Below are 12,045 nucleotides of genomic sequence, written 5' to 3' on the forward strand. Positions count from 1 at the left end.
GCACGGGTGGGGGCGCGCATGGGGAAACGCGGCGGGGGCTGGGTAACCCACGTGAGGGGTTGGGCCACTGCCCTTACCCCGGCAATCCTCACATGTCTCGCATCTTCGGTATGTCTGCGGGGCATTGATCTTCTTGGCCGAGTTCTTTCGCTGTTCTTCACTGGGTTCGGCCGCTGAGGACACGTCAACTCGGTGCGTGGGCAGGCACCGCAGCCACAGGGGGTACGCCATGGCCGCAAGGCCGCTCGTCGCGCGGCAGCCGAACGAACGACTGCAGGCGCTCATCCAGGAAGCGGGTTGCTCGAACGCCGGGCTGGCCCGCCGGGTCAACATGTGCGGCGCGGAGCACGGTCTCGATCTGCGCTACGACAAGACGTCCGTGGCGCGCTGGCTGCGCGGACAGCAGCCGCGCGGACGTGCTCCAGCGATCATCGCGGAGGCGCTCGGGCGCAAACTCGGCCGTACGGTCACGATCGACGAGATCGGCATGGCCAACGGCAAGAACCTCGCGTCCGGCGTCGGTCTCCAGTTCTCGCCGACCGTACTGGGGGCCATCGAGCAGGTCTGCGAGCTGTGGCGCAGTGACGTCGGCCGCAGGGACTTCCTCTCCGGCTCGTCCGTCGCCGCCTCCGCGCTCGTCGAGCCCAGCCGCGACTGGCTGATCTCCTCGCCGGACTCCCAGGTGGCGCGCTCGGCGGGGCCGCGGGTCGGGGTCTCGGACGTCGCGGCGGTCCGCGCGATGACCCAGGCGCTGGTGGACCTGGACCACCAGTACGGCAGCGGGCATGTACGTCCGGTCGTCGTCCACTACCTGAACAGCGTGGTCTCCGGGCTGCTCGCGGGCTCCTACCGGGAGGCGGTCGGGCGTGAACTGTTCGCCGCCGTGTCCCGGTTGACGGAACTCGCGGGCTACATGGCCATCGACACCGGTCAGCCGGGCCTCGCCCAGCGGTACTACATCCAGGCGCTGCGGCTCGCGCAGGCGGCCGGGGACCGGGCGTACGGCGGGTACGTACTCGCCGCGTCCATGAGCCACTTGGCGGCGCAGCTCGGCAACCCGCGCGAGATCGCGCAGTTGGCGCGCGCGGCGCAGGAGGGGGCGCGCGGGCGGGTGACACCGCGCGCGGAGTCGATGTTCTACGCCGCTGAAGCGCGCGGGCACGCGCTCCTGGGCGACGCGCGCGCCGCTCAGGTGGCGTCCGGCCGGGCTGTCGGCGCACTGGAGTCGGCGGACGCGGCCTCCGGGGACGACCCGACGTGGATCTCGCACTTCGACGAGGCCTACCTGGCCGACGAGTTGGCGCACTGCCACCGGGACCTCGGACAGGCGGAAGCGGCCGCGCGCTGCGCGGAGGAGTCCCTCGCCGGGCTTCCCGAGTCGAAGGCCCGCCGGCGTGCGATCGGCTACGTACTGCTCGCCACCGCGCAGGTCCAGCAGCGTGAGGTGGAACAGGCGTGCCACACCGGGCTGCGCGCCGTCGAGTTGCTCGGCACGCTCCGTTCCAACCGGGGCGCCGACTATCTGGAGGACTTCCAGCAGCGACTGGAGCCGTATCAGGACGAGCCGGTGGTACGGGAGTTCGGCGCGCGGATGGAGTTGCAGGCCGCGGCGTGAACACCTGGTGATCCAGGGCGTGAACGGACGGGAAACGATCAAGAGGGTTGTGAGGGGAGGCATATGTAGCGCAATGGGGAGCGGATCTGTTACCGCGGTCACAGGTGTGGTGGTCACGCCCTGTGCTGCGTGGCACGGGGTTGCGGGGACCCGGTAGCGTGAGCCGATGATTCCGAAGGTCCCCCATTCGTAGGAGTCCCGGTGACGCAGAGTGGACAGGGCGAAGAGCCCTCGCCGCGACCCGCGCGCGAAGGCATCGTGCTGCCCTCCGACGGCGGCGCGCCCCTGCTGCCGGGTACGACGGGCGACCGTACGACCCCGGCGGGCGGCCAGGCCTGGGACCGGCCCTGGGGACCCGACCAGCAGGCGGCCCCCGCCCAGCAGCCGGACCAGGGCTGGGGGGCACCGTTGAACGGCACCCAGACCTGGGGAGCCGCCCAGCCGCCGGGGCCCAACGCGCCCGCCGCCGACTGGGGCACGCCCGACGCGTCCCACGGCTGGGCTCCCGCGGAACCGAGACCGGGATGGGGCGACAACCCGGCCCAGCAGCAGCCGATGCAGGAGCTGCCGGGCGCGTACGGGGCTCAGGAACTGCCGGGCTCGCTGCCGGGCTCGCGTGGAGCCCAGCAGCCGCAGGGCTTCGCTCCGCAGTCGCAGCCCGCGCCCGGTGCCGGGCCGCTGCCGCCCGAGGGCGCGGCGGCTCCGTCGTACGGGAACGCCCAGGTTTCCTCGTACGGGGGCGCTCAGGCTGCGTACGAGGGTCATGACGGCGGCGTTCCGCAGGGACCGCCCGTCGCGCAGCCGCTGCCGCCCGTGGATGCGGGTGTGGGCGGAGGCGCCGGTGTGGGGTCGAGTTTGCCGCTGCCGCCTGCCGCTGTTGATGGTGCGACGCAGTACATACCGCACATACCGCCTGCTCCGGTCGCAGACGACGGGGCGACTCAGTACATCCCGCACATTCCGCCCGCCGCCTCCGTGCCCGCGCCCGCGGCCGTGCCCGATGAGGGCGCCACCCAGTACATCCCCCCGGTGGGCCCGGGGGCGCTGCCGCCCGAGGTGCAGGCCGACGCGACCCAGTTCCTGGGGCGGCCGCCCCAGGGCGGTGCCGGACCGTTGCCTCCTGCCGCGCACCCGGACGCGCAGGCCACGCAGTACATCCCGCCCGTTCCCGCGCAGCCGGGCGGGGCGCCCTACGGGGTACGTCCGGGCGGGCCGGAGGACAGGCAGCCTCCGGCGGAGTTCGACAACCTGTTCCGCAGTGAGCCGTCGGCGCCCGCGTCGACGCAGCAGCTGCCGCGGTTCGACCCTTCGGCTCCGCACGGCGCGCAGGCCCCGCAGGGGGCACACGCCTCGTACGGCGCGCAGGCTCCCGGCGCGTACGGCGCGCAAGCTCCGGGTGCGCCCGGAGCCCCGGGCGGACGCGCTGCCGCGCGGCGCGGGGGCGCGAATGACGGCGGTGGCGGGCGCGGAGGGCGCGGCGGCTCGCGTGTGCCGCTGATCGCCGCGGTCGGCATCGGCATCGCCGTGCTCGGTATCGGCGCCGGCGCCCTGCTCAGCAGCGGCGGAGGCGCCGACAGCGACGACAACAGCACGACCGTGTCGGCGACGGCCCCCGCCACGGAGGGCTCGGAGTCGGCGTCCGCCGCCGACCCCGCGAAGGCGCAGGCCGTCGAGCTGGACAAGCTCCTGGCGGATGCCAACGCCAGCCGCGACTCGGTGATCAACGCCGTGGCGGACGTGACGGCGTGCAAGAACCTGGGCCAGGCGGCCAGTGATCTGCGGGACGCGGCGAATCAGCGCGGCGAGCTGGTCACCCGGCTCGACGCCCTCTCGCTGGACAAGCTCCCGAACCACGCCGAGCTGATCACCGCGCTCACCAACGGCTGGAAGGCCTCCGAGTCGGCCGACAACCACTACGCGGCCTGGGCCGACCAGGCGGCCGGCAAGAAGGGCTGCAAGAACGGCCAGGCCCGCGGCACGGGCCAGAGCCAGGCAGCCGTCCGCGACAGCGGCACGGCGAGCACGGCGAAGGAGAAGGCCGCGAAGCTGTGGAACTCCATCGCGTCGAAGTACGGACTGACCGAGCGCACACGCATCCAGCTGTGAGCACCGGTTCGCGCAGTTCCCCGCGCCCGTAAGGGGCGCGGGGCTGTGACATACATGCGGCTCCGCCGCGTGGGCGCGACCAGCCACGACGGACCCGCAGACGACACACCGCACTCCCGGCGGAGCTAGTCCGCGCTCTCCAGCGTCTTCGACATGCTGACGAACCCCTTGCGCGCCGCGACCAGTTGGCCCTTGCTCACGACCTGGAAGGTGACGTCGGCGTTGATGAGGCGGGGGAAGTCGACGGCGGCGATCATGTCCTCGAAGCGCCAGCTGAGGGTCGGGGTGAGCCCGCCGGTGGTCACCTTGAGGCCGTCATCGAGGGCCCGCCGGATCGCGAGCGCGGACACCTCGCCGTCGCCGAGCGCGTCGACGACCTTCTCCAGCACGGTGTAGGCGATCCAGGTCGTCTGCACTCCGGCGTCCGTGGGGTCGATCCGGTTGTCGCCGAAGGCGTGGTCCTTGATCACCTTGCGCAGCGGGTCCCAGCCGGCGTCGCTCGCGGGCGGGTACCAGCCGGTGACGTACGCGCCCTCGTACGGACTCGACGCGCCGCCGGTGGAGTTGATCACCGACTGGTCGACGCTGCCGAGGACGGTGCCCACGCCCACCTTCGAGTAGTCCTCGCGGTCGCGCCGGAAGGAGTCCATGAACGTGTCCGTGCGATCGCCGAGCGCGGGCACCACGCAACCGTTCTTGTACGGGTCGGAGGTCGCGTTCTCCAGGGACGTCTGTGTCTGCCGCGAGTACTCGGTTGCGTCGTCGGCGGCCCGCTGGTCGGAGGCGGACTTGTGGCCCGCCGCCCGCAGGCCGGAGTCGAGCAGCACCGGGAGTTCGTCACCGGCGATGGTGTCCGGACGTATCAGCGAGACCGGACCGCAGGTCTTGCCGAGCTGCTCGCCGAGGCCGGCAAGCAGCGCGGGCTCCCCGCCGTTGACGGGGTAGGACAGGGGGCTGGTGAACTCGTCGTCGGTGACGCCGTAGCCGCCGATGTAGGGGATGCCCGCGCCCTCCAGGGGGGCGAGGAAGGAGCGGCCGTGCTGGCTGTAGGAGCCGACGACCGCGACGACGTTCTCGTCGACGGCGCGCCGGGCGCAGTTGGCTGCGTCCACGTTGTCGTTGTGGTCGTTGCAGGTGAGGACCTTGAGCTTGCGGCCGTTGATGCCGCCGCGGCTGTTGACCCAGCGGGCGTAGGCCTTCGCCATGGCGGGCATTCCGGGCTTGTTGGTGGCGGCGGTCTGCTCGGGAGCCCACGTCATGACGGTGATGGAGTCGTCCCCGGAGCCCCCCGTGGCACCAGGGATGACCCCACATCCGACGGCGACCGACGCACACGCCACCAGCGCGCCCGCGGACAGCAACGTGGCCTTGAGAGGCCGGGGGAGGACGGGAGAGACGGTGCGCGTGCGTCGACTGCCGGTCATGCACACGCACGATTCCGTCACACCACTAACCAGGGTGTGACCCGCGGTCAACATCAGGTGACTCAGAGGTGAATAGCGGGGGCGGATGATCTGCTTTTCGCGGGGAACGTACGATCGGTGACCGTGCAAGGTTCGGAGAACTCTTCCCGTCGCGGCCGTCGCTCGTCCACCATGGGCGACATGCCACTGAACGACATGCCGTGGTGGCGCTGGCGCAGCAATGTGCGCTCCGCGCTGCACATGCTTTCCGACACCGACTTCCAGCGGGGCGTCTGGCTCGCGGGCGTCGACGGGTACGGGGACGTCACCGACGCCGTGTATCGCCTGGTCGAGGACACCTGGCTGGACAACTGGTCCGCCGAGAAATACGTCGGCACGATCTTCCGGGACTCCCAGGAGGCGGCGCTCGTCGACACCGCCGTGCTCCGCGTCCTGCGGATCATGCACCAGGTCGGACCCGACGCCCTCGTCTCCACGTACCTCGACCACCAGGGCTGGCCGGACGCCGTACGAGCCGCGCGCGACGCGCATGTGCGCCTCGCGGTGAGTGACGGGGAGGACCCCGACATTCCGCCGCGCACGCTTGAGGTGCTGAAGATCCTGACGCGGTCGGCGTAGACCCCGGCTCCGGCCACGACCCCGGCTCCGGCCACGACCCCGGCTCCGGCCACGACCTCGGCCACGGCTGCGGTCACGACCCCGGCCGCGGGTAGTCGCGCCGTCCCGTGCCTGACCTGGTCCGCCTGGCGGGACGGGCGCCCGTCGTGGGCGGGCGGTATGGGAACCTGTCCTGCATGAATGAGCAGTCCGTCCGCGGGGCCGCACCCGCCGCTGAGCAGTACGTCCTGACCCTCTCCTGCCCGGACAAGCAGGGCATCGTGCACGCCGTGTCGAGCTACCTCTTCATGACCGGCTGCAACATCGAGGACAGTCAGCAGTTCGGCGACCACGACACGGGACTGTTCTTCATGCGCGTCCACTTCTCGGCGGAGGCGCCGGTGACCGTGGACAAACTGCGCGCAAGTTTCGCGGCGATCGGTGACTCCTTCCACATGGACTGGCAGATCCACCGGGCCGAGGACAAGATGCGGATCGTGCTGCTGGTCAGCAAGTTCGGGCACTGCCTGAACGACCTGCTCTTCCGCGCGCGGACCGGTGCGCTGCCGGTCGAGATCGCGGCCGTGGTCTCCAACCACACGGACTTCGCCGAGCTCGTGGGGTCGTACGACATTCCCTTCCACCACATCGCGGTGACGAGGGACACGAAGGCGGAGGCCGAGGCTCAGCTCCTCGAGCTGGTCCGGGCCGAGAACGTCGAACTCGTCGTCCTCGCCCGCTATATGCAGGTGCTGTCGGACGACCTGTGCAAGCAGCTCAGCGGGCGGATCATCAACATCCACCACTCGTTCCTGCCGAGCTTCAAGGGCGCGAAGCCGTATCACCAGGCGCATGCCCGGGGTGTGAAGCTCATCGGTGCCACCGCGCACTATGTGACGGCCGATCTCGACGAGGGGCCGATCATCGAGCAGGAGGTCGAGCGGGTGGGGCACGGTGTGACGCCGGACCAGCTGGTCGCCATCGGGCGGGATGTCGAGTGCCAGGCGCTGGCGCGGGCGGTGAAGTGGCACGCCGAGCGGCGGATCCTGCTGAACGGGCGCCGGACGGTGGTGTTCGGGTAGGGCGGTTTTCGCCCCCTCCGCCCCTACCCATTCCCGTCTCCTGGGGGCTCCGCCCCCAGACCCCCGTATCGCGCTGACGCGCTCGTCCTCAAACGCCGGACGGGCTGGAATCTCCTACATGCGGCTCAACGACGCCGCCGCGAACAGCACATCCCTGATCGCCTCGCGGTCCCCGTCCTGCCCCGCGGCCGCCTCCTCCGGCGACACATGCCCCGCCGCCAGGCGGCAGAACTCCACGCCGTCCAGGGCGACATGGGCGACCTCGCGCTCGGCGGAGGCGATCGCGCCGGGTGAGTCGAGCGGGATGAGCCACTCGCCGCCGCCGGAGCCCTCGATCTCCAGACGGAGGCTGCGCCCGGACGCGCCCGCCTCGACGAGGTGGCGGGACGGCGCCGCGGAGAGCCCCGCCCGGCGCCGCTCGGCCAGTGAGCCGGGCAGCATCCGGGCCGCCAGGTCGATCATGCTGTGCAGATGGCGCGGGGCCGGCGGCTCGTAGGGATAGTCCACCGCGTCCGCGATGTCCCCCGCGTGCACCCAGCACTCGAAGGCCCGGTCCAGCATCGAGTCGCTCAGCTGCAGCTCGAAGGCGCCGTACGGCACGGGCAGGCGCCCGGAGCCGCCGCCCGCGAACGACACCGTACGGACGAGGTTGTGGCTCTGTTCCCGCCAGGGTCCGCGCACGGACCGGGTGGGCGGGAAGTGCGAGGCATCCCAGTACGCCTCTGTGCGGGCCGTCGGAGTCGCCTCGGCGGAGGGCGAGTCGAGCGGGTCCTCCAGGCCGAGGGCGACGGCGACCAGCCCGTCGACGCTCAGCAGATGGGCGATGACCCCGGCGACGGTCGTACGGCGGCTGGTGGGCCCGTTGCCCTCGAACCAGCGCAGCCGCACGGGCGCGTGCCACTCGGCGTCACCTATGTCCTGGAGCAGCGCGTCGAGCCGCGCGGCCTCAGCGTCGTACGGAGTCGCCCAGTCGGGCACCGGGATCCGGGGCGGGCGCCGGCCGAGGCAGCCCTCCAGAACGCGGGTGCGCAGCGCCGGGTCGAGGTCGAGGCTCTCGGCCGGGTGCAGCAGTCCGACCGCCTCGCGCAGCCGCAGCGCCTCGTCCGCGCAGGAGCCGCAGTCCCCGAGGTGCTCCTCGACGGCGGCCGTCTCCTGCGCCGAGCAGGCGGCGAGCGCCCACGCGCCGAGCAGCGACTTCAGTACCCGGTGCTCCAGGACGAGGGGCGGGGGAGCGGGGGCGGGTACCGGCGTGGGCAGCGGCAGTCCGGTGTCCTCGACGGAGGAACGCGGCAGCGGTATGCGCGGCGGCCTTCCGGGCACGTCGTCGCGACTGCCCTCCGGCCGGTCGGGACCCTGCGGCCCACCAGGGCCTTCCGGCCCGCGGAGATCTCCCGGCCGACCGGGTGCCCCGAACTCAGTGGGCTCCCCTTCGGCGCCTTGGACGCCCTCTTCCCGCTTCTCGTCCCCGTCCTTCCCCTCGTACCCGTCCTCGTCCCCGTCCTCGTTCCGGTCCCGCTCGTCGAACGCCTCGTACCGGTCCGCCCCTGCGCTCACCGGGCACCCCCGTATTCGGGCGGCGCCCCGGGGGAGCCGCCGGTGTCGTGGGCGGTGGACAGGAGCTGGAGGCCGAGGCGGAGCCGGCGGCGGGCCTCGTCCTCGGTGACGCCGAGGTCGGCGGCGGCCTGGCGGTAGTCGCGGCGCTGGAAGTAGGCGAGCTCCAGGGCGGCCCGCAGCGGGGCGGGCATGGACGTGACGATGTAGTCGGCGCGGGCGGCCACGGAGGCGCTGCGCACCTTGCGCTCCAGCTCCTCGGTGGTGCCGAGGCCGTCCCGGGCGAGCGCGGCGGTCTCCGTCGCGCGCAGCCGCTGGACGGCGAGGCGGTGGGTCAGTGTGGCGACCCAGGAACGCAGCGGGCCCTGCTTGGGGTCGTACGCGTCGGGGTTCTCCCAGACGTGCGTGAACACCTCGCGCGTGATGCCGTCGGCGGCCCGCTCGTCCCCGAGCACGCGGTGGGCGAGGCCGTGCACCAGCGAGGCGAACCGGTCGTAGAGCTCACCGAGCGCGGCCGCCTCCCCGCGTGCGAGCCGCTGTTGCATCTTGCGGTCCCAGCGGGGCGGTGCGTTGCTCGTCGCCATGCGGCCCCCTCACCCTGGTCGTGCCCGGCGCCTGTCCCTTTGTCCAGCCTGCGTGTCCGCGTGTCCGTGCTGTGTCCAGCCTGCGCGCACTCGCTGTCTCGAATGTAGTCGGCACGTCTGTGGGCGCACGCCCCTTTGTGTCAATGTGCGCCCCCGGACGGTCCAGGAATGGTAGGCGCCTGCCCTGTACTGAACACATTGGAACGTACGTGACCGAAATGACTCGCTCATCGCGCGCTTTCGACCTTGGACCGACGTTTCTTTGGTTCCGGACCGGTGTTTCATGGAACGACAGTCGGGCAGTCGCGGGGGAGAGAAGCGTAGGAATCCCTTCCGTTTCCAGTGTGTGAGGCGAGCGAGAGGCGTGGCGGTGACACTCAAGGTGACCTACGGCGATGAGGGTGAGTGGGCCGTGCTGCGGGTGTCCGGCGAGATGGACCTCGTGACCTCGCCGGAGCTGCGTCAACGGGTGCACGAAGCGGTGGCCGACGGCCGCCGCAGTCTTGTCCTCGACCTCTCCGAGGTCCTCTTCTGCGACTCCAGCGGCGTCGGCGTCCTCATCGCCACCCGCCGCCTCATCCGCTCCTGCCAGGGCCGCCTGCGGCTGATCCTGCCCGCACAAGGGGCGGTCGAGGGTTCCCACGTCAACCGGGTCCTCGCGGCCCTCGGTGTCCGCCGCCTCTTCGACGTCTACCCGGACGTCACCGCGGCCGTCGGCGAGGAGTCGAGCCCCCTCTCGGCGTGACGTGCGGCGCGGGCGGCGAGCCGGGCTTCGTGATCACGAGACGTGAGGGGACCCTCACCCGGCGGGAGCGCTGCGCCACACCGTTGTCCCGGAATTCCCGCAGTCTTGGCACAAGCGTCGTTTTCCCGCTCCCCGGGCGCCCCTGACGTCGTACGCTCCGTTCCAGATGCACCCTCACGTGACGTAAGGCGGCCCGAAGGCAATGGCCAACAGCGAGTACGAGCGCAGGATCGCGGCCCGGTTCTCCGGCTTCGACCAGGACGGCAACGGCTACATCGACCGGGAGGACTTCAACGCCGCGACCAAGGCGGTCCTCGCCGAGTTCGGTACGACGGCGCGGTCGGACAAGGGCCAGGCCCTGTATGTCGGCGCGGAGGCCTTCTGGCAGGGCATGGCGGGGATAGCGGACCGTGACGGCGACCAGCGGATCACGCGCCAGGAGTTCGTGAACGGCGCGGTCAAGCGGCTGCGCGACAACCCCGAGCGCTTCGCCGAGATCGCCCGCCCCTTCCTGCACGCGGCCCTTGCCGTCGCGGACACCGACGGCGACGGCGCGGCCACGGTCGACGAGACCGCGCGCGTGCTCAAAGCCCTGGGCGCCCCCGAGGACGTCGCCGCCGCCGCGGCCGGAACCCTCGACACGGACGCCGACGGCCGGATCGGCGAGGCGGAGATCGTGAGCGCGTTCGCCCGCTACTTCACGGTGCCCGAGTAGCACCCGAAGGCCGTGAAAAGCGCTCGCGCAGCTTGTACTTGAGCACCTTCCGCAAGGCGTCGTTGCGCGGAAGGGCGTCCACCACCTCCAGCTGCTCCGGCAGCTTGTGCACGGACAGCCCTTCCGCGCGCAGGTAGGACGTGATCGCGGAGAGGGTCAACTCGTCCGCCCCCGGCGGTTGTTCGGCCGCCTCGATCACGGCGCAGACCCGTTCCCCGCGCTCGGCGTCCGGCAGCCCGATCACGGCGGCGTCGCCGACGGCCGGGTGCTGGTGCAGCAGGTCCTCGATCTCCTTCGCCGAGATGTTCTCGCCCTTGCGGATGATGACGTCCTTGAGGCGGCCGGTGAGCACCAGGTGCCCGCTCTCCGTCAGATGCCCGACGTCACCGGTGATCAGGAACCCGTCCGCGTCGAAGGACTCCGCCGTCTGCGCCGGGTCCAAGTACCCCTGGCAGACGGCCTCCCCGCGCAGCCGCACCTCCCCGTCCACGATCCGTATCTCCATGCCCTCGGGCGGCCGCCCCTCCGTCGTCGCGAGGTTCTCCACCGTGTCGTCCGGCGACCCCATCGTGATCATCGGGACCTCGGTCATCCCGTACCCGTGGGTGAGCTGCACCCCCATCTCCCGTACGACGGAGTGGTAGACCTCGGGCGGCTTCGGCGCCCCACCGCCCGCCAGGAGCCGCAGAGTCGGTATGAGCGGTTCCCCCGGCTGCTTGCGCTGCTCGGTGAGGAACATCGAGTAGAAGGCCGTCGAGCCGCCGGCCACCGTCACGCCGTGTTTGCGGTAGCCCTCCAGGGCGGCGGGCAGCGCGAACTGCTCGAACAGCACGGCCGGGAAGCCGTACAGCAGCAGCATCACCGTGTAGTCGGGCCCGGCGATGTGCGCGTACGGGAAGGCCATCGAGCCCACGTCGTCGGCGGACAGGTGCAGCGCGTGCGCCAGGCAGGAGCCGCCCGCGATCAGTGAACGGTCGGTGTGCAGAACGCCCTTGGGGTCGGAGGTGGTGCCCGAGGTCCAGTAGATCCAGCGGACCGAGGTGCCCTCGGAGGGCGGGGCGGGGAGTGCGGAGGGATCGCCGTCCGGCAGGGTGTCGTACGCCTCGAAGACACCCTTCGCGCCGAGCCGCCGCGCCATCGCCGTGTGGTCGAAGCCGCGCCACTCACCCGGTACGGCGAAGAACTCGGCCTTGGACTCCCGCAGCGCGAAGCCGACTTCACGGTCGCGGTAGAACGGGATCACCGGGGACTGCACGGCGCCGAGCCGCGCCAGCGCGAAGGACAGCACGGCGGTCTCGATGCGCGTGGGCAGCTGCCAGGCGACCACTGTGCCCGGGCGTACGCCCATGTCGTACAGGCCGGCCGCCACCCGCTCGGCGCGGTCGCGCAACTCGCCGAAGCTCAGGGAGCGGTCGTCCTGGAGGAGGACGGGCCGGTGGGGTGTGAGGTCGGCACGGCGGGCGACCAGTTCCCAGAGGGTGCGGGAGGAACCCAGGGCGTGTGCGGTGTCGTTCACTTCGGCCCCCTGGCAGTGACTGATGGAACTGACGGACAGTCAGATCGTGCGGAGAGCGTAGGGCTCACCGCCTTGTCGGTCCATAGGCGCGGGGCTAGCCTGGTTTCTGA

At 71.6% G+C, this 12,045-nt stretch carries 10 protein-coding genes; 6 read left to right on the forward strand and 4 right to left on the reverse strand.

From position 1 onward, the window contains the following. Positions 1-229 precede the first annotated feature (229 nt). Entirely contained in the window at positions 230-1,615 is a 1,386-nt protein-coding gene (locus tag OG266_RS24800; protein ID WP_329546992.1) for a transcriptional regulator, read from the forward strand. Positions 1,616-1,816: 201 nt separating this feature from the next. Then, positions 1,817-3,721 (forward strand): hypothetical protein, encoded by a 1,905-nt coding sequence (locus OG266_RS24805; protein WP_371548502.1) that lies wholly within the window; start codon positions 1,817-1,819, stop codon positions 3,719-3,721. A gap of 125 nt (positions 3,722-3,846) precedes the next feature. Here OG266_RS24805 and OG266_RS24810 read toward each other — a convergent pair whose 3' ends face one another. After that, the gene (locus tag OG266_RS24810; RefSeq protein WP_371548503.1) at positions 3,847-5,145 is read right to left on the reverse strand and encodes an ABC transporter substrate-binding protein; all 1,299 of its coding nucleotides are present in this window, start codon (positions 5,143-5,145) and stop codon (positions 3,847-3,849) included. A 117-nt stretch (positions 5,146-5,262) separates the two neighbouring features. On the opposite strand from OG266_RS24810, the gene OG266_RS24815 reads away from it, so the two are divergent. Together OG266_RS24815 and purU are read left to right on the forward strand one after the other, a co-directional pair. Continuing rightward, the gene (locus OG266_RS24815; protein WP_266459751.1) at positions 5,263-5,763 is read left to right on the forward strand and encodes a hypothetical protein; all 501 of its coding nucleotides are present in this window, start codon (positions 5,263-5,265) and stop codon (positions 5,761-5,763) included. Between the two features lie 176 nt (positions 5,764-5,939). After that, positions 5,940-6,824 (forward strand): formyltetrahydrofolate deformylase, encoded by an 885-nt coding sequence (purU, locus tag OG266_RS24820; RefSeq protein WP_371548504.1) that lies wholly within the window; start codon positions 5,940-5,942, stop codon positions 6,822-6,824. Positions 6,825-6,938: 114 nt separating this feature from the next. Here the strand turns inward: purU and OG266_RS24825 are convergent, their stop codons facing one another. Both OG266_RS24825 and OG266_RS24830 read right to left on the reverse strand, forming a co-directional pair. Further along, positions 6,939-8,378 carry a zf-HC2 domain-containing protein gene (locus OG266_RS24825; protein WP_371548505.1) on the reverse strand — a complete coding sequence of 480 codons (1,440 nt, stop codon included), beginning with the start codon at positions 8,376-8,378 and terminating at the stop codon, positions 6,939-6,941. Beyond that, positions 8,375-8,959, reverse strand: a complete 585-nt coding sequence (locus tag OG266_RS24830; protein WP_266459759.1) for a sigma-70 family RNA polymerase sigma factor — start codon at positions 8,957-8,959, stop codon at positions 8,375-8,377. The genes OG266_RS24825 and OG266_RS24830 overlap by 4 nt, the downstream gene beginning before the upstream one ends. Positions 8,960-9,323: 364 nt before the next feature. Between OG266_RS24830 and OG266_RS24835 the strand changes: the two genes are divergently transcribed. Together OG266_RS24835 and OG266_RS24840 are read left to right on the forward strand one after the other, a co-directional pair. Beyond that, a complete protein-coding gene (locus OG266_RS24835; RefSeq protein ID WP_266459762.1) occupies positions 9,324-9,704 on the forward strand; it encodes an STAS domain-containing protein in 381 nt (126 codons plus the stop codon). A 202-nt stretch (positions 9,705-9,906) separates the two neighbouring features. Further along, on the forward strand, positions 9,907-10,419 hold the full coding sequence (locus OG266_RS24840; protein WP_266459765.1) for an EF-hand domain-containing protein: 513 nt from the start codon (positions 9,907-9,909) through the stop codon (positions 10,417-10,419). Here OG266_RS24840 and OG266_RS24845 read toward each other — a convergent pair. Further along, entirely contained in the window at positions 10,403-11,935 is a 1,533-nt protein-coding gene (locus tag OG266_RS24845) for a class I adenylate-forming enzyme family protein (RefSeq protein WP_371548506.1), read from the reverse strand. The genes OG266_RS24840 and OG266_RS24845 overlap by 17 nt on opposite strands. Positions 11,936-12,045: the final 110 nt, after the last annotated feature.

The sequence above is a fragment of the Streptomyces sp. NBC_00554 genome, assembly GCF_041431135.1.
Classification (GTDB): Bacteria; Actinomycetota; Actinomycetes; order Streptomycetales; family Streptomycetaceae; genus Streptomyces.

Coding starts and splice junctions, on each gene's coding strand:
- OG266_RS24800 (WP_329546992.1), top strand. CDS start 230: ATGGCCGCAAGGCCGCTCGTCGCGCGGCAGCCGAACGAACGACTGCAG.
- OG266_RS24810 (WP_371548503.1), bottom strand. CDS start 5,145: ATGACCGGCAGTCGACGCACGCGCACCGTCTCTCCCGTCCTCCCCCGG.
- purU (WP_371548504.1), top strand. CDS start 5,940: ATGAATGAGCAGTCCGTCCGCGGGGCCGCACCCGCCGCTGAGCAGTAC.
- OG266_RS24830 (WP_266459759.1), bottom strand. CDS start 8,959: ATGGCGACGAGCAACGCACCGCCCCGCTGGGACCGCAAGATGCAACAG.
- OG266_RS24840 (WP_266459765.1), top strand. CDS start 9,907: ATGGCCAACAGCGAGTACGAGCGCAGGATCGCGGCCCGGTTCTCCGGC.